The sequence below is a fragment of the Armatimonadia bacterium genome, from assembly GCA_039679385.1.
Taxonomy (GTDB): Bacteria; Armatimonadota; Zipacnadia; order Zipacnadales; family JABUFB01; genus JAJFTQ01.
In genome coordinates this window covers 1-19,229 of sequence record JBDKVB010000146.1, presented here as the reverse complement: position 1 = coordinate 19,229, position 19,229 = coordinate 1, and the positions used below count along the sequence as shown (strand labels likewise).

14 protein-coding genes are annotated in these 19,229 nt (G+C 64.5%); 12 read left to right on the top strand and 2 right to left on the bottom strand.

From position 1 onward, the window contains the following. The first annotated feature begins 124 nt into the window (after positions 1-124). From polA to ABFE16_16730, 7 genes are all read left to right on the top strand, one after another. Positions 125-2,809, top strand: coding sequence for a DNA polymerase I (polA, locus tag ABFE16_16760; GenBank protein ID MEN6346957.1), 2,685 nt, complete (start codon positions 125-127; stop codon positions 2,807-2,809). A 179-nt stretch (positions 2,810-2,988) separates the two neighbouring features. After that, on the top strand, positions 2,989-4,308 hold the full coding sequence (locus tag ABFE16_16755; GenBank protein MEN6346956.1) for a S1 RNA-binding domain-containing protein: 1,320 nt from the start codon (positions 2,989-2,991) through the stop codon (positions 4,306-4,308). A 156-nt stretch (positions 4,309-4,464) separates the two neighbouring features. Next, entirely contained in the window at positions 4,465-5,088 is a 624-nt protein-coding gene (coaE, locus tag ABFE16_16750; protein MEN6346955.1) for a dephospho-CoA kinase, read from the top strand. A 64-nt stretch (positions 5,089-5,152) separates the two neighbouring features. Beyond that, positions 5,153-6,094: an ATP-binding cassette domain-containing protein gene (locus tag ABFE16_16745; protein ID MEN6346954.1), complete on the top strand. Its 942-nt coding sequence runs from the start codon at positions 5,153-5,155 to the stop codon at positions 6,092-6,094. A 2-nt stretch (positions 6,095-6,096) separates the two neighbouring features. Then, positions 6,097-6,819: an ABC transporter permease gene (locus ABFE16_16740; GenBank protein MEN6346953.1), complete on the top strand. Its 723-nt coding sequence runs from the start codon at positions 6,097-6,099 to the stop codon at positions 6,817-6,819. Positions 6,820-6,901: 82 nt separating this feature from the next. Further along, positions 6,902-8,602: a Gldg family protein gene (locus ABFE16_16735; GenBank protein ID MEN6346952.1), complete on the top strand. Its 1,701-nt coding sequence runs from the start codon at positions 6,902-6,904 to the stop codon at positions 8,600-8,602. A gap of 5 nt (positions 8,603-8,607) precedes the next feature. Next, complete coding sequence (locus ABFE16_16730) at positions 8,608-10,185, top strand: DUF4340 domain-containing protein (GenBank protein MEN6346951.1); 1,578 nt, start codon at positions 8,608-8,610, stop codon at positions 10,183-10,185. An 86-nt stretch (positions 10,186-10,271) separates the two neighbouring features. On the opposite strand, the gene ABFE16_16725 is transcribed toward ABFE16_16730, so the two are convergent. Together ABFE16_16725 and ABFE16_16720 are read right to left on the bottom strand one after the other, a co-directional pair. Then, a complete protein-coding gene (locus ABFE16_16725; GenBank protein MEN6346950.1) occupies positions 10,272-11,945 on the bottom strand; it encodes an ATP-binding protein in 1,674 nt (557 codons plus the stop codon). Positions 11,946-12,073: 128 nt separating this feature from the next. Then, complete coding sequence (locus tag ABFE16_16720) at positions 12,074-12,358, bottom strand: hypothetical protein (protein MEN6346949.1); 285 nt, start codon at positions 12,356-12,358, stop codon at positions 12,074-12,076. A gap of 320 nt (positions 12,359-12,678) precedes the next feature. Here ABFE16_16720 and ABFE16_16715 point away from each other — a divergent pair, with 320 nt between their 5' ends. From ABFE16_16715 to ABFE16_16695, 5 genes are all read left to right on the top strand, one after another. Beyond that, positions 12,679-13,308: a prepilin-type N-terminal cleavage/methylation domain-containing protein gene (locus tag ABFE16_16715; GenBank protein MEN6346948.1), complete on the top strand. Its 630-nt coding sequence runs from the start codon at positions 12,679-12,681 to the stop codon at positions 13,306-13,308. 71 nt (positions 13,309-13,379) lie between these two features. Continuing rightward, a complete protein-coding gene (locus ABFE16_16710) occupies positions 13,380-14,372 on the top strand; it encodes a uroporphyrinogen decarboxylase family protein (GenBank protein MEN6346947.1) in 993 nt (330 codons plus the stop codon). A gap of 109 nt (positions 14,373-14,481) precedes the next feature. Continuing rightward, a complete protein-coding gene (locus ABFE16_16705; GenBank protein ID MEN6346946.1) occupies positions 14,482-16,341 on the top strand; it encodes a hypothetical protein in 1,860 nt (619 codons plus the stop codon). Positions 16,342-16,407: 66 nt separating this feature from the next. Further along, the gene (locus ABFE16_16700) at positions 16,408-17,502 is read left to right on the top strand and encodes a DNA methyltransferase (protein MEN6346945.1); all 1,095 of its coding nucleotides are present in this window, start codon (positions 16,408-16,410) and stop codon (positions 17,500-17,502) included. 76 nt (positions 17,503-17,578) lie between these two features. Beyond that, a partial coding sequence (locus ABFE16_16695; GenBank protein ID MEN6346944.1) for a VIT domain-containing protein occupies positions 17,579-19,229 on the top strand: 1,651 nt, incomplete at its 3' end.

Genomic DNA, 19,229 nt, shown 5'->3' with positions numbered 1-19,229 from the left:
GCCCAGATGGCGCTGTCCAGGGGGTCTGCTGGAATTCTGAACTGAGCGCCGTCATGCGATTGGGCATGGGCGTGTCGCTTCCCAACGAGTTGTCAAACATAGCGCACCGGCGGCCCGTCGTCCTATGCCACCTGCCGGCGCGCTCAGGAACATCCAAGTGGCCTCGCGAACGGTTCTTATCGACGGAAACAGCCTGATCCACCGCGCTTATCACGCCCTTCCCCCGTTATCCACTGCAACCGGGCAGCCAACAAACGCGGCGTACGGCTTTGTACAGATGATCCTGCTGCTGCTGGAAAACGAGCAGCCAGGGGTCGCGATTCTGTGCATGGACGCGCCCGGGCCCACCTTCCGACACGAGCAGTTTCCCGAGTACAAGGCACACCGTCCGGAGATGGATCCGGAGCTCGGCTCGCAGTTCCCCCTTATCCATGAGCTATCCGAAGCCATGGGTCTCGCGATCACCGACCTTCCCGGCTGGGAGGCCGACGACATCATCGGCGCCCTCAGCCACCGCGCTGCGGAACGTGGCGATGAGGTGCTCATCGTCAGCGGCGACCGGGATGAAGTGCAGTTGGTCCGACCCGGGGTGGAGCTCCTCGCACCGATCAAGGGCATGAGCCAGACGAAGACCTACGATGATGCGGCGGTGCACGAGGAGTACGGCGTGAGTCCGGCGCAGATCATCGACCTCAAGGGCCTGGCCGGGGACTCCAGCGACAACATCCCCGGCATACCGAAGGTCGGCCCCAAGACGGCTCGCGACCTGCTCCAGCAGTTCGGCACCGTGGAAGAGATGTACTCCCGGCTTGAAGAGGTCGGCAGCGAGAAGCTGCGCGAGCGTCTCCGGGAGCATGAGGAAGTCGCTCGCCTGAGCAAGACGCTTGCGACGATCGCCACGGATGCACCTGTCGACGGCGACCTACTCGACCGCACCTGGCCGGGCCTGGACACGAAGCGTCTGTGCAGGCTGCTGGCGGAGCTCGGGTTCCTGTCTCTGGTGGAGCGTCTCCCGGCGGAGGAGGCTCCAGACGCCGGCTTTGCGACGGTGCACGGCGATGAGGCTGTCGCAGAGCTGTGTGGGAAGCTCCGGCAGGCGCCCTTGGTCGGGATAGCCCTTGCCCTGGAGGGTGAGCATCCAGTAGCGCTTGCCCTCGCTGCGAGTGAGGCTCAGGTCGCGGTCGTTCCGCTGCAGGAGGCGGAGATCACCGGTGGCCTGTTCGCTGAGGCCGAGGAACGAGCGCTCCCGCAGTGCCTCGGTGAGCTGCTGGCCGACCCGACGGTGCGCAAAGCCGGCGCAGACCTCAAGGGTACCGCCCGGGCGCTGGAGGGCGTCGGCGTACCCGTGCGGGGCTTTGGCTTCGATACCGATCTTGCCGCCTATCTGATTGCGCCACACCGTGGCGACCGCGGGCTGAAGGCGCTGCTGGCACAACACTTCGGAGAGACGCTGCCCTCTGGCGTCGAAGGGCTCGGAAGCGGCAGCGGGACTCCGGCTTCGTGGACCCAGGCAGCAGTAGCGGCACGAGCGGTCCTGCGACTGCGGCAGCCCCTGGAGCGCGAACTGGAGGAGATCGGCGAGCGCGACCTGTTCGAGCACGTTGAGCTGCCCCTCGCCGAGGTTCTGCGCGACATGGAGCTGGCCGGGATCGCCGTCGACGTGGAGCGCCTCGACGAGACCGGTGACAAGCTGTCCGGACTCATGCTCGCCACCTCGCAGCGCATCTACCAACTCGCCGGTGAGGAGTTCAACCTCGACTCGCCCAAGCAGATTGCGGGCATCCTGTTCGAGAAGCTGCACCTGCCCAAGGGCCGCAAGACGAAGACGGGCTGGTCGACCAACGCGGACGTGCTCGAAGAGCTGGCGCCGGACCACGAGATCGTCGCGCTGATCCTGCAGTACCGCGAGTTCACGAAGCTGAAGTCGACCTACGTCGACTCGCTCGTGCGGCTGGTGTCGCCGGAGGATGGTCGCGTACGGACCACCTTCGAGCAGACGGTGGCCGCAACCGGGCGCCTCTCCAGCCGCAACCCGAATCTGCAGAACATCCCGGTCCGAACCGACTGGGGTCGCGAGATCCGTTCGTGCTTCGTAGCCGCCGGCGACGACCATGTGCTCGTGTCCGCAGACTACTCGCAGATTGAGCTGCGGATTCTGGCTCACATGTCAGGCGACGAGAGCCTGCTGTCGTCCTTTGCAGCGGGTGAGGATGTCCACCGCCGAACCGCCTCGCGGATCTTCGACGTCCCGGTCGAGCAGGTGACCCCGGAGATGCGGCGTGTGGCGAAGACGGTGAACTACGCGGTCATCTACGGGATGGGGGCCACGGCGCTGGCCAAGCAGTTGGGGATCAAGCGCCCCGAGGCCCAGCGGTTCATCGACCACTACTTCGAGCACCTGCCACGGGTGAAGGACTACATGACGGGAGTGGTGGAGCGCGGTCGGCAGGACGGCTACGTCACGACCCTGTGCGGGCGTCGTCGACCACTGCCTGAGCTGCGGTCCAGCGATGCTCGGGGAAGGGCCTATGCTGAACGGGCTGCCGCGAACGCCCCGCTGCAGGGCACGGCGGCCGACATCATCAAGATTGCCATGGTGCGGCTTGCGGAGCGCCTTCCCCAGGTGGCGCCGCACAGCCGAATGCTGCTTCAGGTCCATGATGAGTTGGTGTTCGAGCTGCCCCGGCAGGAGGTTGAGCCGGCGGTGGCGCTGATGCGGGAGGTGATGTCGGGCGCCGTCGATCTGGAGGTCCCTCTAGACGTTGACGTGAAGGTGGGACAGAACTGGCGCGACATGACGGAGGTCTAGTCTGCCGTCCGGACGAGTCGGCGACAGCGGCTCGAAGCGCTGGTCGCAGACTGAGCCAGGGCGGTGACGCACGGATCAGGATTGGCACGGCAACGCACGGGAGCCGCGAAGCTCCCGAGGAAACCACCGGACGTAGCGGGTGTTCAACGACCAGGCATTGCTGAAGGGAGCCGACTGACATGGGTTTTGATGCTGGCCAAGATGACGAGAAGACCCAGAAACCCGAAGACACCTCGGCGGAGCTCTCCGTCGGTGACGTTGACGACGAGCAGGAAGACCGTGGCGAAGACGACATCATGGCCAACTGGGCTGAGACCGCCGACGTCACCCAACTGGATGTCAAGGAGGGCGAGATCCGCGAGGGCATCGTCGTCTCCGTGGACGACAGGGGCATCATCGTCGACGTGGGCGCCAAGATGGAAGGCTTCGTACCCAGGTCGGAGTTCGCCTCGGCCGAGGAACTGCCCAAGATCGACGACAAGATCGAAGTCGCCATCGTCCGCATCGACAACGAGCACGACCGAATGCGCCTGTCCAAGAAGCGCGCGGACTATGAGCGTGTGTGGAACGAGCTGGAGGAGCTGGCCAAGGTGCACGGCACCGTTCAGGCCATGGTAGTGGATCGCGTGAAGGGTGGCCTGCGGGTCGATGTGGGCGTGCCGGGCTTCGTCCCCGCGTCGCACGTTGGGACCCGGAACCTGCGCAACCTGGAGCGCTTCGTCGGTCGCAGCCTGCGGCTGAAGGTGCTCGAGGCCGACCGGGCAAGCAAGAAGGCTGTCCTTTCGCACCGCGAGTTGGTGGAGGAGGAGCGCGAGCGGCGGAAGGCCGAGACCCTGGAGCACCTCGAGGTCGGCACCGTTTGCGAGGGCAAGGTGCGCAACATCACCAACTACGGCGCCTTTGTGGACCTCGGCGGCGTTGACGGCCTGCTGCACGTCAGCGAGATGTCCTGGACCCGGATCAGCCACCCGTCGGAGGCTGTGAAGGTCGGCGACAGCGTGCGCGTCATCGTCCTGGAGGTCGAGGAAGGTGGGGAGCGGATCTCCCTGAGCATGCGGCAGATCATGCCCGATCCGTGGAAGGAAGCTGCCTCCAAGCTGCGGCCGGGGAGCACCGTCAAGGCCCGGATCACCCGTGTGGTCCGCACCGGCGCCTTCGCGCAGTTGCTTGAGGCCGGCATTGAGGGCTTCATCCCCATCCGCGAACTCAGCGAGAAGCGGATTGCCGATCCCGCCGACGTCATCCAGAAGGACCAGGAAGTCGACGTCAAGATCATGGAGATCCGCAAGGAAGCCCGGCGCATGTCGCTGAGCCTCGTCGCGGCCGAGCAGGATCGGGAGAAGGCGGAGTACCGGGAGTTCATGCAGAAGCAGGAGAGCGCCGGGACGACGCTGGGCGACCGCTTCGGAGCGCTGCTTTCCTCGGTGCAGACTGCCGAGGAGTCCGAGGCGCCCGAAGACAAGGACCAGGATGCGGCCGGTCCGAGCGAGGAGCAGTAGTCCCCTTACAGGTTCCTCTTCCCTTGATAGGTAGGTCCACCAGCCCGCGCGGTCCACTTGCCGCGCGGGTTGGCAATCCACGATGGCCGAGCCCGGCGCAGAGGCGTGCGGAGGGACGGGGCCGGTCTTCGGCCGGTGGAAAGCAGGTTTTCTACGATGTATGTTGTTGGCCTGACGGGCCCGCTGGGCTCGGGCAAATCCGCGGTGCTGCACAAGCTGCGGGGACTGGGCGCTCAGACTTTGCGCGCTGACGACGCCTCCCGGGAACTGCTTGCGAAGGACGAACGTTTACTTAGCGAAGTCAGGGAGCAGTTGGGGGCTCAGCTCTTCCGAGAGGATGGTACGCTCGACCGGCGGGCGACGGCGGCTCTGATCTTCGCCGATGCCGATGCCCGCAGGCGGCTCGAGAAGATCACCCACGGGCCAATGGTGCAGTGGCTTCGTGAGCAGCTCGACGCCCTTCGCAGGATTCCCGACCCACCGACGATCGCCGTGCTGGAGGCCGCAATCCTGACGCATATGGGGGCACGGCCTCTTGCGGACTGTGTGGTCCGTGTCTGGGCGCCGCGGGAGGAATGCCTGCGCCGAATCTGCGCGCGGGATGGGGTCTCTGAGGCCGAAGCGGAGAAGCGCCTGGCGCTGCAGGACGGCATGGGGTTGTTCGACGAACCCGCCGATCACGTGCTGGACACCTCCGGGAGCCCTGAAGACACAAGCCGGCGTGTGGAGGAGCTGTGGTCGGTGCTTCTTGCCGAGGCCGGGTGCCCTGGCCACCAGTGAGGCCGCCCGACAGCTTCAGCACCCAGTGTTGCGTAAGGCCACTCAATACCATGGAGGTATTGCGATGATAGACGTGGAGGGGCTTACCAAGTACTACGGCCCGGTCCCGGCCATCACCGATGTTTCCTTCAGCGTCAAGGAGGGCGAGATCGTCGCCTTCCTGGGGCCGAACGGAGCCGGTAAGACCACCGCGATGCGGATCATCACCGGCTACATGCCTGCGACCTCGGGCACGGTCAAGATCGCCGGCATCGACGTGTACGAGAACTCCATCGCCGCCCGGCGACACATCGGGTACATGCCGGAGACCACCTCCCTGTATCCGGAGATGCGCGTCTACCAGTACCTGCGCTTCGCCGGGAAGCTGCAGGGACTGCGCGGCAAGAACTTGCTGGAGCGCACCGACGAGGTGATGGACTCTTGCGCCCTCACGGAGCGAAGCGACTCCATCATCGGCACGCTATCCCTGGGGTATCGCCAGCGCGTCGGACTCGCACAGGCGCTCATCCACAACCCCGATGTGCTGATCATGGACGAGCCGACCGTGGGGCTTGACCCGAACCAGATCATCGAGGTCCGACAGCTCATCAGGGGACTGGCCGGCAAGCACACGGTCATGCTGTCCACGCACATCCTGCCCGAAGCGCAGATGACCTGCCAGCGGGTCATCATCATCAACCAGGGCAAGATCATCGCCGAGGATACGCCGGAGCGACTGACGGCGCAGATCCGCGACGCCGAAACGACACTGATCCGGGTCAAGAAGAACGACCCGCAGATTCCGCAACTGGTGAAGACGCTTCCACAGGTCACCTCGGTGCGCGCTGCCTCCGATCAGGGCGAAGGGGCCTATCTGGTTGACACGATCCTGGGCTCCGACCTGCGAGCTAGTCTTGCCGAGTTCGTGGTCGGCAAGGGCTGGGGGCTGCTTGAGCTGCGACCGATGGAGATGTCGCTGGAAGAGGTCTTCCGGCAGTTGACCACCGAGGAAAGGGGCGTGGCCTGAGCATGCGCAACGTTCTGACCATTGCTCAGCGCGAGATCCAGTCCTACTTCGCCTCGCCGATGGCCTACGTGGTCATCACGTTCTTTCTGTTCTTCTCCGGCCTGATCTTCACGTTCTCGATCTACCAGCCGCAGGCACGAGCGGAGATGGGTGGCCTGCTGGGCAGCATGGTGTTCCTGACGCTCATGGTAGCGCCCTTCCTCACGATGTCGCTGCTCGCGCAGGAGCAAGCTACGGGCACTCTCGAGTTGCTGCTCACCAAGCCGCTCAACGACCGTGAAGTCGTCCTGGGCAAGTACCTGGGGACCCTCGCCGTGTACGTGATCATGCTCGTGCTCACGCTGCCCTTCCCGATCATGCTGGACAAGTGGGGCGACTTCGAGTGGGGTCGAGCGCTGGTCGGCTACCTGGGTCTGTTCCTGGTAGGTGCGGCCTTCCTGGCCATCGGGCTCTTCGCCAGCAGCCTCACCCGAAGCCAGATGGCCTCCGCGGGGATCTGCCTGGGCGCCTTCCTGTTCGTGTGGCTGATCGGGTGGGTGTCCTACCTGATTGGTGGACAGGAGTCGATCCTGGCGACAATCAGCAAGAACATCTCGGTGTTCGAGCTATTCTCGGACTTCGAGAAGGGCCTGCTGGACTCAAAGAACGTAGTGTACTTCCTGAGCCTGGTAGTCTTCTTCCTGTTCATGACGGCTCGTGTGCTGGAGATGCGGCGGCAGGTGTAGGGCCGTAGACGGCTCCGAGGCGTCACGCCCCGAGAGCCGTCAATCCCTGACAGTCAACTTCATCTGGTAGGTGAAGGTGCTAATGCCCGAAGAGAAGTTCGATAGCAAACCGAGTGTTCGGAAGGCGGCTGCCGATCCGCGTCTCGCTAAGCCCGAGCAGGCCGGGGTAACCTCGATCATCTCGATGATCGCCTCCCTGGTCGGGACGCTTGCGCTCATCATCGGCCTCATCTGGTGGGGGGTAGTGAAGACCTTTGGCCTTGGGCCGATGGTCTTCGTGATCCTCGGTGGGGTGATGGTCCTCTATTCGGTGGTCGTGAACTTCCGCACGATTCTCGCTGCCTTCAGCGGCCGGCGTGCGATCTCCGGCTTGAACACGGTCGCCTTTGCGATCCTCGTGTTCGGCATCCTGGTGATGGTCAACGTCATGGCCATCCGGCACCATACTCGCTACGACGCGACTACGAGCAAGCAGTACTCGCTGTCGGAGCAGACGGTCAAGGTGCTCAAGAGCCTCAACCAAGAGGTGCAGATGGCCGCCTTCCTGCCGGCGAACGACCCGCAGCAGGAAATGGTGCGCGACCGGCTGGGCGAATATGCCGCCCACTCGCGGAAGATCAAGCTGGACTTCTACGACCCGATGGTACAGGTCGACAAGGTGCGCGAGTACAACGTCCAGACCGAGGGCACGGTGGTCTACGTCAAGTGCGGCGACCGCAAGGAAGAGGTCATGGCGCCCGAGGAGGAGCGACTCACCAGTGCGATCCTCGCCGTGACCACCGGCCAGAAGCCGAAGGTCTACTTCCTGACCGGCCACGGTGAGTATGACCCCAGCGACTACGGTCAGGACACGACGAACATGATCAAGCGGTCGCTGGAGAGCCAGCAGTATGAGGTCACGACACTGACGATGCTGAACCAGCCGCAGCCGCGGGTCCCACAGGACTGCGCCGTGCTGGTGATCGCCGGTTCGCAGACCCCGCTGAAGCCGGCCGAGATGGAAGCGATCAAGAAGTACGCAGACCAGGGCGGGAAGCTGTTCATCGCCCTTGGCACCGGTCCGCAGGCGCCCGACTTCACCGAGGTCCTGGCGTCGCGTGGCGTGACACCGCTCAAGGGTCAGGTCATGGACCCGAGCGCCGACCACAATGCCGGGCAGCCGCAGTTCCCGGCCGTGATCAAGCCGGAGCCACACGACATCACGACCCGCCTCGATCCGGTTGTGCTGCCGCTGGCTCGCGCGCTGAAGGTCGACGAGGGCGCCGAGCCACCGGCCAGCTACCCGGGTGCGCCACCACCTCCGCCGACCAAGAAGGCGCAGGAACTGATGAAGACCAGCGCCGAGGCCTGGCTGGATAAGGCAGACGCCACCGGCAAGGCGAATGGGACCAAGGATGCCGGTGAAGAGACCGGTCCGCTGACCCTGGCGGCTGCGATCGACGAGTCCAAGAAGCAGCAGCAGCCTCAGGACCAGATGATGCAGCAGCAGACGCCGGAAGAAGGCCCCGGTACCCGCATCGTCGTGGTTGCCGACGCTGAGTTCCTGACCGATCGGTTCATCATGACCAATCAGCTCCAGGGGAACCTGGCCCTGTCGCTGAAGAGCCTGGCCTGGCTGACCAAGAACGAGAAGCTGATCTCCATCCCGCCCAAGGAAGAGCAGACGCCATACCTGACCATGATCGGCGCTCAGAAGGCGATTGCCACCATCCTGGCGCTGTTCATCATCCCCGGCCTCGTGGTCTTTGCCGGAGGCCTGGTCTGGTGGCGGCGCAGGAGGTAAGCCCGATGAGGAAGTTCGGATGGACCATCGCCGCCTTCGTGGTGTTCGTGGGGCTGTTCGCCTGGGTGATGACCAAAGAGCGGGGACGCGTTCCTGAGAAGGAAGAGGTGCTCTCCCAGCTCATCACCAACGAGGCGGACGTCAGCAAGATCGAGGTGGTCAAGTACGAGGCCACCGCGCCCACCACGCCTGCCGACAACTCGGCAGCGGAGAACGCTGAAGGCGCACCCACAACCGGAACACCTGAAGCTGAGAATGCCGTCGGAGCCGGGATCGCCCAGCCGGGCGTCAAGACCACTCGCGTGAGCCTCGAACGGCATGAGGAGGAGTGGTGGCTCGCCGAGCCGATCAAGGGGCTGGTAGATCCGGAGAGCGCGAAGACGATGGTCAAGGCCATCGTGGAGATGAAGCCGGGCGTCGGCAAGAACGTCAAGCTGATCAAGGAGTTCGGCCTGGACAGTCCCACGATGGAGGTTACGGTCTCCCTCAAGTCCGGGAAGAAGGTCGCCATCAAGCTCGGCGCCGACACCCCGGTCGGGAGCAAGATCTACGCCACCATCTCGGGCCTGCCGGGCGTGTACTACGTCCCCTCCTCCTTCCGCACTGACCTGAACAAGGACCCTGCGAGCTTGCGCGACAAGAAGCTGGCCCGCTTTGAGAAGGACAACGTAACCGGCGTGACCTTCATCAACGAGAAGGGTACCTTCGTCCTCGAGAAGCAGGGGCAGGAGAAACAGAAGGCCGTGTGGCAGATCTCACAGCCCGGGTCATACAAGGGTGACGAGTGGAGCATCACCTCGGCCTTCGGTAAGGTGGCCGACGTCGAGGCCAAGGGCTTCGGCGACCAGCCGAACAACCTGGCGGCGTATGGCCTGGACAAGCCACGGGCACAATGCAAGCTGCAACTCAAGGACGGCAAGACAATTGAGGTTCTCGTCGGTGCCCAGACGCGCCAGAAGGTGAAGGTCTCCGACTATGGGGACACGATGGAGGACAAGGATCTGGTCTACGCCATGCGCAAGGGCCGGCCGGAGGTGTTGCTGGTCGAGACCACGCTGTTCGACGACCTGAACAAGGACCTCATGGCGCTGCGCGACAAGCACGTCCTCAGCATCGCGGCGGCAGATGTGGTGTCGATGAAGGTGGAGCGTCGCGAAGGGCTCGGCTTCTCGGTGATGCGGGCCGGCGAGGACTGGAAGCTGCAGTCGCCGCAGACCGGTCCGGCCGACAAGATGAAGGTCGAGGACCTGCTGGGCAGTGCGATCGACATGGAAGCCATAGAGTTCCTGGCCAAGGCGCCTGATCTGCGCCAGGTAGGACTGGCTGCTCCCTCGACCGCAGTGACGCTACGACTGAAGAGCGGCAAGACCGTGACGCTCAAGTTCGGTGACACCCTTCAGGTGGGGCCTGAGACCCAGTACTACTGCCAGACCTCCGACAGTGACCAGGTGTACAAGGTTGGGGACATGTTCCTCAGGGGCTTGCCCGCGAAGGTCGAGGAACTCAAGCAGGGCGCCATGGGTATGCCGATGGGTTCGGAGAACATGGTGGTCCCGATGCCGGACACGAACGCGCCCCACTAGCACCGAGACAACCCGCTACACAGACGAGAGGGCCCTGGTCACCGCGGTGACCAGGGCCCTTTAGTTCCTGCATGGCGATAGCGGGCTCAGGCTTCTGCGGGAGTAGTCGCCTTGCTGGGATTCAGTCGCAGCGTAAGGGTCGTTCCCTCGCCCTCGCGGCTGTCAAGTTCAAGGGTGCCCTGGTGCTCCTCCTCGACGATGCGGCGGGTCGAGTACAGCCCGAGGCCGGTCCCCGAGGATTTGGTGGTGAAGAAGGGCTCGAACAGCCGCGGCTGCACCTCGACGGGAATTCCTGGACCGTTGTCGGAGACGCTGAGAAGGACCTCATTGTCCTCCATCCGGGCCGAGACGGCGATCCATCCGTCTTCGCGGCCCTCCAGTGCTTCGGCCGCGTTGATGATGAGGTTGAGAACCGCCCGCTCCATCTGGGCGCTGTCGGCGTCCACCGGAGGCAGGTCCTCGGCCAGGTCGAGTTCTAGATCGATGGACCGGTGGACCAACTCGGTGCGCACTAGGGACACGGCGGCCTCCACGACCGACGGCAGGTCGGTAGGCTTCAGCTCCGTCGGCTTCGTGCGGGAGAAAGACAGGAGCCGCTCAACGAGGGTCGTGAGACGCTCGGTCTGGCGGCGGATGATACCCCGGCCCACCTCATTGAGTTCCTTGCCGTCCAGCAGCATCCCGATCAGCGGGTGCAGGGGCGAGACGATGTTGGCCATGTCGTGGGCGATGCTGGCGGACAGCACGCCGATGGTCGCGACACGCTCGCTCCTTAGGAGTTGGTCCTGCGCTGCCTGCAGTGAGTCGTAGGCGCCGCGCAGGTCGGTGTAGAGTCGCGCGTTCTCGATGGCGACGGCTGTCGTGGAGGCGATCCCGGCTACCAGATGCAGGTCGGCCTGAGTGAAGATGTGGCTATCACTGGCGGCATACAGGTAGATCGCGCCCAGGGCCGTTCCGTGGGAGACCATCGGCGCGCAGATCGCCGAGTGGATGTGCAGGTGCTGTACGCTGTCGGCGGCCTGGAACCTCTCATCAGTGGTGGCGTCGGTGGTGAGCAGCGCCAGGTGCTGATCCAGTGCCCAGGTAACCATGTTGCGGCTGATGTGCAGTTCCTGAGCGGGAAGCTCGCCTGAGCGGCTGCGGACCACCCGTGGCACAATCTCTCCCGACTCCGCGTCCACGAGTAGAAGGGAGACCTGCTCGGCAGGCAGCACCTCCATGAGCCGGTCCCCGGCTTCCGAGAGGAGTTGGGGTAGCTCAAGCAGGGAGCCCACGGCCTGCCCGAAGTCCAGCAGCACTTGCAGGCGCCGCTGGAGGTCATCGCCGTCCGCAGGCTGGACCTGCGGCCCTGAGGCGTCCAGGGAGTAGACCACCTTGGACCGCTCCGCAACCGGTGGAGCGCCCTCGGCGGCGCTGCCGGAATCGACGAGGACGACCTGACGCGCTGCATCGCTCTCCGCGGAGGGCACAGAGAAAGGACGGACCTCCAGCCAGGTACGCCCGAGACGGAAGCGGTCGCCGGCCTGAAGCGAAGTCGCGGTGTGGAGGCGTCGCTGGCCCAGGAAGGTGCCGTTGGCACTGCCGAGATCCTCCAGGGTCAGCCGGTCGTCACGCAAAGTGATCAGGGCATGGCGACGTGAGATCTTGGGGTCGAGGGGAAGACAGACATCGTTGTCGGACCGTCGGCCGAGCCCGGCAGTTCCCGGCGAGAGTATGAACTCGAGTCCTGCCATCTCCCCGTTCATCACGACCAGCTTCATGGCAGCTCACCTTCGGGCAACTCGCGTCGTGAGTATGGCAGGGTCCGCGGTGAAGTGGATTATAGCATGGCGTCTTGGAGGCGTCGAGAAAGGACGATCGGCACGGGCCCAGGGGAACTGGAGCGCATCTATCGCTTGTCGGAGGCCTGTTCGTCGGTGACCTCGCGGGCGACGACCCCCTTATCGGTCTGGTACAGGCGGTAGCGTGTCGTCTGCTTGCCGGATTTAACTTGCAGCGTGCTGCGGTCGGCCTCGAGTTGCGGGGACTCGCGATCCGGTGGTGAGGCGATGAACCGGCGAGCATCAGGATTCGGTGGGAAGCTGAGCCGCAAAGCCAGGGCAAGGCCGCCCGCTGCGATCAGCACGCACAGCAGGTAGGAGAGCACCTTGCGCTTGCTCAGTCGGCGTCTCATCTGCGATCACCGGCCTCCTATTGCGACCTTATCACGGGTGCCGAGGCCCGTCAAGACGGGCCCAGGGGTGGCCCAAACCACAGTTGGCGACTAGCGCTGGCCGGTCCCCGTCTGTGCCTCGAGAGTGCGGCACCCTCCCGTTGCCTGTCCTCTCTTCATGGCCAAGGGTGAGGTGCCGCTCGGCCTTCCAGCAACCAAAGGCTGTGAGTGCCGGGCGCCTGCAGGGAGTTGGTCTTTCCGGTCGGGTGCCTCTTGGCGGCACTTTCGGCGGGTGGTATCATGGTGCCAGGCTGCACCTCTCCTGGGATTGGAGGCCGCCGATGCGCAGAGGCTTTACGCTGATCGAGTTGCTCGTGGTCATTGCCATCATCGCAATCCTGGCAGCCATCCTGTTCCCCGTGTTCGCACGAGCTCGTGAGAAGGCACGGCAATCCTCGTGCCTGTCCAACATAAAGCAACTGGGGACAGCGGTCCTGATGTACACGCAGGACTATGACGAGGTCTTGCCCTACGCCATCGGCGGTCCGGACATGTCGCACCTCTCAGCGCTGATGGAGCTCCTGGGACCGTACACGAAGAACCGGCAGATTGAGCGCTGTCCCAGTGACTCGACCGGGGCGATCGACTTCACAAGCTACGGGCTGAGCCGCTACAGCTATGGTTGGAATAACGTGCTCTTCGCCTACCGGCTCCCGATGATGCCGCCCGCAGCACAGGGGCAGATTCGGGCCCTGGCGGAGGTGCCCTCGGCCTCGGCGACCATCACCTTCTATGATGGCAGGGAGCAGGTAGCCGGCATGGCGCGAGTGGTGCTGGCCTCCTTCCGTCACAATGACGGTGCCAACGCGGGATTCCTCGACGGGCATGCAAAGTGGTATGTGGGGAGTCGGCCGCCCGAGGGCTACCCGCCCAGTGGCAAGAGCATCGACTACTGGCACGGGATTCAGTAGTCGCGTGCAGGCGCAAGCTGCTGCCGTCTAGGTGTGGTGCAGTCATCCTTCGGAGAGTCCTGGAGACCGGCATGACTTCGTATGAGATCGTGCGTCGTGCAGTGGAGTTCGATGGACCGGAGCGGCTTCCGGTGAGGTTCGCCTCGCTGGGCCTGGACGACACCTTTGGGGTTGGGCTGCAGGCGGCGGCTGGTTGGCAGCCCTCGCAGCCCCGCGAGGACGAGTGGGGTGTGGTCTGGACCTTGCCGCCCGAGGGCATCTCGAACATGGGTCAGCCCCTTGGGCACAACCTGCACTCGCTGGACGCCCTGGAGGGGGTTCACTGGCCGGACCCCCATGACGACCACCGGTTCGAGGCAATCCCGGCGCGGCTGGAGCAGGCGGGCGACAAGTACGTCATGGTCGGCTGCGGCTTCACCTTCTTCGAGCGAATGCACTACCTGCGCGGGATGACGAACCTGTTCATCGACCTCTACGAGAATCCGGAGAAGGTGCACGAACTGGCCGAGCGGGTGATTGCCTTCCCAATCGGCATCGCCCAGGAGATCGGCCGACGGTTCCGTGGGAAGATCCATGGCTTCGCAATGACCGACGACTGGGGGACTCAGCAGGCGCCCTTCACGAGCATCCCCATGTTCCGGGAGTTCTTCAAGCCCTACTACCGCCGCCTGTTCGACGCGATCCATGAGGCCGGCATGCATGCCTGGATGCACTCCTGCGGCCACGTCAATGACATCGTGGGGGAGTGGATCGACTGCGGGCTTGAGGTGGTGAACCTGCAGCAGCCGACGAATCTGGGCATCGTCGAGATGGGGACTCGGTACCGGGGACGCATCTGCTTTGAGAGCCTGTGCGACATCCAAATGACGCTGCCCTGGAAGAGCGCGGCGGAGATCCAGGCCGAGGCGGCCCTCCTGCTCGAGCACTGGGCCACACCGCAGGGCGGCTTCGTCCTGAGCGACTACGGAGACGGGGCAGCCATCGGCGTTCCGCTGGACAAGAAGCGCATCATGCTGCAGGCCTTTCTCGACCTGGCGGCTCCAACACTCACTGTCCCTGCCTGATTTCATCATGAGACAACACCCCTGGACAGAAAAGCTCGCGTGGTGCCTCGCAGTTGCCTTCGCCCTGATTCTGCCGGCAAGGTGCGCGGCAGACCCGGGAACGGGCCAAGTGGCTCAGGTGCTGCAGATACCCTCTCTCAAGGTGCAGTTGCTGGCGCCGCCGGGATGGGTGGTGCTGAAGACGGTTGAGGGAAAGGGTGTGACCGTGGGCTCGCCCGACGGTGGCTCCTGGCTGGATGTCCTCGCCTGGGAGCCGGTGGCGGAGCGGCTTTCGGCTTCTGCTGCGGCTGCGGCTCACGAGCAGATTCTCAGCGTGCGCATGTCCTACAAGCGGCAGACGGCGCAGCCCTTCCGCACCCCGGAGGGGACCGAGGCGCTGTCGGTCCTGGGCACTGCGCAGACCGCCGACGGTCGCAACCAGGTGGGCCTGTTCAGCGCGTATCGGATGGACCGGCGCTACTTTGTGGTGGGCACCTTCTGCGCACCGGATCAGACGACGGCGGTGAAGTCCGGCTACTACGATCAGGCAGTGCTGAGTCTGGCGCCGCTGGGGGCTGCAGCTCCCGCGCCGAGGATCGCTGCCACGCCGGAGAAGCCGACGGTGCCTGCTCCGGTGGTCGCTGCACCCCTGCCGGTCGTTGAGCACGCCGGGGTTCCCTCGGAGCTCGTGAAATACGAGGACAGCCTGGGCTTCACGATCCAGGCGCCCAGCGGATGGCCGGTGGGAGTGGATGAGGGCTGCGTGCTGATCTGGTCGCCGGACACGCCGGTGCACTACGGTGTGGCAGTCTGGCCCCTGCTGCGCACGGACAAGGTAGTCATCCAGGAGCGCGCCATGACTGCGGTCAAGGCGTGGGCGGAGATGCTGGGCGCAGGTGTGAAGATCACCCAGGAGCGCTTGGCCTCAGGACCGGAACTGACCGCCGTGCTGAGTGGCGAGTTGCGGCTTGACGGGACTGGCCTGAACTTCGTCGCAGCCCTGGTTCCGTCGCAGGCTCTGGATGTCCTGCAGGTCCTGATCTTCGGGGCTGACGCACCGGAGTCGGACCGCTGCACGCTGGCCCAGGTGCTGGCCTCCTTCACCTGTCCGGCGCTGCAGATCGCCTCGGAAGCCGGCGATGGTGGGACAGACTGGCGCGACAGCACCCAGGCGATCCAGGCGCATGTCGACAGCGGCTGGCTGGTCACGGGTGGCGTCACGATCTACAATGAGCAGCCGGCCATCAACCTTGTGGGGCGGCACCTGGCGAGTGGTGCGTCCTTCCTCTGGCAGCAGCCGGAGATGCCCTGCTTCAAGAACCTGACACCGGCCCTCACTCAGGCCGGCTGGCAGGAGGGCGCCGACTACCCGCCTGACCGGGGCACGCATCCGCTGAGGCTGGCACGCAAGCTTCCTGTGGCCGAGTTGGCCCGACGCAGGTCTGTGGGCGAGAGCGGCTACAAGCTGGTGTCGGCAGCTTCCGCGCCCCATGCGGCCCAGCTACTCAAGGGAGGACAGGGAGCCAGCTCGACGGCTTCCGATGCTGCGGGACAGGCCTCTTGCCTGTGTGCAGTTGCTGCGGCGCCGGCGGAGTTGGGTGAGGACTGCTGGATGGCGGCGACCTTGCGCTATGATGGCCCGCGGGATGGCTACCAGAGCGCCGGTGCGGCACTGCGCAAGCTGATCCTGTCCGCTTCGGTGCCGATGGAAGCCGGGGCAACGCCCCGGCAGAAGGTGGCACTGATGGGCCTGATCGAAGGCGCGAAACAGGCAGCACTCGACCTTCCCGCCAGTGGTCCGGAGCTGGCTGCGGTACGGAAGGTGACCCCGGCCTTCTCGCTGCTGGTCACCGACAACCTGGCCCGGTCGCGGAGCGTCACTTTCACTCCCAACCTCGGCTGGCTGTGGAAGGTGGCCGCTGATGCTGCGAAGGGACGCGAGCACCTGCCGGAACTGTTCCCCGCAGAGGAGACGGAGACTGCCGAATAGGCTGGACGCACCAGCGCTCGCACACCCGGAGACAACGACACCCTGGAACCGGAACGTTACCCATCCATGAGCAAGGACAAGCTCCCCGTTGACGAGATCGTGCAGGGCGACTGCATCGATATCCTGAAGGGCTTCCCGGCCTGCAGCGTTGACCTGATCTTCGCCGATCCACCCTACAACCTCCAGTTGCGGGGTGATTTGTGGCGCCCGAACATGACGAAGGTCGACGCCGTCACCGACGAGTGGGACCAGTTCAGCAGCTTCGAGAAGTACGACCGCTTCACCCGGGAGTGGCTGGAGGCGTGCCGACGGGTGCTCAAGCCCAAGGGGACCCTGTGGGTCATCGGCACCTACCACAACATCTATCGCGTCGGCAGCATCCTCATGGACCTGGGGTACTGGATCCTGAACGACGTTGTCTGGGTGAAGACGAACCCGATGCCGAACTTCCGGGGTGTGCGCTTCACCAACGCCCACGAGACCTTGCTGTGGGCGAAAAAGTCGGAGAAGCAGAAGGGCTACACCTTCAACCACCACGCCATGAAGGCCTACAACGACGGCAAGCAGATGCGCAGCGACTGGTACCTGCCGCTATGCACGGGCCCCGAGCGGATCATGGTGAATGGCGAGAAGGCGCATACGACGCAGAAGCCCGAGGCCCTGTTGGAGCGGGTCATCGTGTCCTCGAGCATGCCGGGAGACCTGGTCCTCGACCCCTTCTTTGGCACCGGCACGACGGGCGCTGTGGCTCGGCGTCTTGGTCGGCACTACATCGGCATTGAGCGAGACGCGAGCTATGTCGAGGTGGCCAGGCAGCGGATTGCCGGCATTGCGGCACCCACGGGTGAGGAACTCGAGGCACTGATTCCGCCCGATGCGCGGAAACCTGAGCGCGTCCCCTTCACCCGGCTGCTGGAGTTAGGACTTCTGCAGGTGGGCGACAGGCTCACTCACCGCGAGAGCGGGACCATCGCCACGATCAACGCTGACGGCACGCTCACGGCGGACGGCAAGACGGGCAGCATCCATCGGCTGGGAGCCGAAGTGCAGGGCACACCCTCCTGCAACGGTTGGCTGCACTGGCTATACCGGGACAAAGCGAGCGGCGAGCAGAAACCCCTCGAAGCTCTGCGGGACGCTGTGCGAAACAAGAGCAAGTAACCCAGGAACAAAGGCGCGCCCTCCTCAGTCCATCCTCCAGAACGTAGCAGTTCCCGCTCCGAGGAGGGAGCCCAGGATGATCCGCAGGTCACTCCCGTATGTCGTCGCTGTTGTCGCCCTCTGCTGTCTGGCTTCGCAGGCTCTGGCGGATGGGATGCTGATCCCGCCACTGCGACCGGACGTCCCCTACTTCACCATCAAGTACCACCACGTCAAGGTGGAGATCGACGAGCAGATCGCCACCACCCACGTCGACCAGGTCTTCGTGAACGAGACCGACCGCGAGCAGGAAGCGACCTACCTGTTCCCGCTGCCGCCGGGTGCAGTGGTCAAAGGCTTCACGCTGATCGCCGACGGCCAGAAGATGGAAGGCGAGATCCTCCCGCGTGACAAGGCCACCAGCATCTATGAGGACATCGTGCGCAAGCGGCGTGATCCGGCGCTGCTGGAGTACAGCGGGCGCGACATGTACAAGGCCCGGATCTTCCCGATTCCGGCCCATGGCGAACGCCGGATCGAGCTGTACTACACCCAGGTGCTGGGCTACGACAACGGCCTCGTCTCGTACAACTACCCGATGAGCACCGAGAAGTTCTCCAAGAGCCCGATCACGGAGACGGTCTTCGAGGCGACGATCAAGTCGAAGGCGAAGCTGGGAACCATCTATTCACCAAGCCATGACCTGGACATCTCGCGACGTGGCGGCGCGGCGGTCGCCTCCTATGAGGAGAAGAATTCCAAGCCCGACCGCGACCTGCTCCTGTACTACACGGTCGCGAAGGAGGAGGTCGGCACCAGTCTGCTGACCTTCAAGGAGAAGGGCGAGGACGGCTTCTTCCTGCTGCTTGCGGCACCGACGGAGGAGGACGTGTCGGTGGCCAAGGCAGCCCCGAAGAATGTGGTCTTTGTGCTGGACCGCTCGGGCTCGATGTCCGGCGAGAAGATTGAGCAGGTGCGACGAGCCCTGGAGTTCTGCGTGAACAGCCTCAACCCGCAGGACCAGTTCGAGATCATCAGCTTCGCCACAAGCGTCACGCAGTTCGGCGATGGCCTCCAACCGGCGACGCGGGAGAACATCGAGAAGGCTCGCAACTTCATCAAGGACCTCCGGGCCTCGGGCGGTACGGATATCGACGGCGCCCTCAAGGCGGCCCTGGACTGCCGAAAGACCGGCCAGCCGAACTACGTCGCCTTCCTTACCGACGGCCTGCCGACAGCCGGTGACGTGACGGACCCGGACAAGATCGCGCCACGCGTGAAGCAGGCGGCGGGGGCGCTGAAGAACACACCGACTCGGCTGTTTGCCTTCGGTGCGGGCTACGATGTGGATACGCACTTCCTCGACCGCCTCGCGGAAGACAATGGTGGCCTCCCGACCTATGTGCGCCCCGGCGAGGACATCGAGGTCAAGGTCTCCAACTGGTACGGAAAGATCGCACAGCCGGTGCTGACGGAAGTCCAGGTGGACTATGGCAGCGTCAAGGCCTATGACACCTACCCGAAGGATCTGCCTGATCTGTTCGGTGGCTCGCAACTCGCGATCTTCGGTCGCTACAAGCAGGACACCGCCGGCAAGACGAAGATGACCGTCAGTGGCGACAGCGGCCACGGGAAACGCAGCTACGTTAGCGAAGTCGACTTCCCGGAGGTCAACGACGGAGCGGAGTATCTGGCCAGCCTCTGGGCCGGGCGGAAGATCGGGTACCTGCTGGACCAGATCCGCCTCA

Coding starts and splice junctions, on each gene's coding strand:
- ABFE16_16710 (MEN6346947.1), top strand. CDS start 13,380: ATGACTTCGTATGAGATCGTGCGTCGTGCAGTGGAGTTCGATGGACCG.
- ABFE16_16735 (MEN6346952.1), top strand. CDS start 6,902: ATGCCCGAAGAGAAGTTCGATAGCAAACCGAGTGTTCGGAAGGCGGCT.
- ABFE16_16720 (MEN6346949.1), bottom strand. CDS start 12,358: ATGAGACGCCGACTGAGCAAGCGCAAGGTGCTCTCCTACCTGCTGTGC.
- ABFE16_16745 (MEN6346954.1), top strand. CDS start 5,153: ATGATAGACGTGGAGGGGCTTACCAAGTACTACGGCCCGGTCCCGGCC.
- ABFE16_16715 (MEN6346948.1), top strand. CDS start 12,679: ATGCGCAGAGGCTTTACGCTGATCGAGTTGCTCGTGGTCATTGCCATC.
- ABFE16_16740 (MEN6346953.1), top strand. CDS start 6,097: ATGCGCAACGTTCTGACCATTGCTCAGCGCGAGATCCAGTCCTACTTC.
- ABFE16_16725 (MEN6346950.1), bottom strand. CDS start 11,945: ATGAAGCTGGTCGTGATGAACGGGGAGATGGCAGGACTCGAGTTCATA.
- ABFE16_16755 (MEN6346956.1), top strand. CDS start 2,989: ATGGGTTTTGATGCTGGCCAAGATGACGAGAAGACCCAGAAACCCGAA.
- coaE (MEN6346955.1), top strand. CDS start 4,465: ATGTATGTTGTTGGCCTGACGGGCCCGCTGGGCTCGGGCAAATCCGCG.
- ABFE16_16730 (MEN6346951.1), top strand. CDS start 8,608: ATGAGGAAGTTCGGATGGACCATCGCCGCCTTCGTGGTGTTCGTGGGG.
- polA (MEN6346957.1), top strand. CDS start 125: ATGCCACCTGCCGGCGCGCTCAGGAACATCCAAGTGGCCTCGCGAACG.
- ABFE16_16700 (MEN6346945.1), top strand. CDS start 16,408: ATGAGCAAGGACAAGCTCCCCGTTGACGAGATCGTGCAGGGCGACTGC.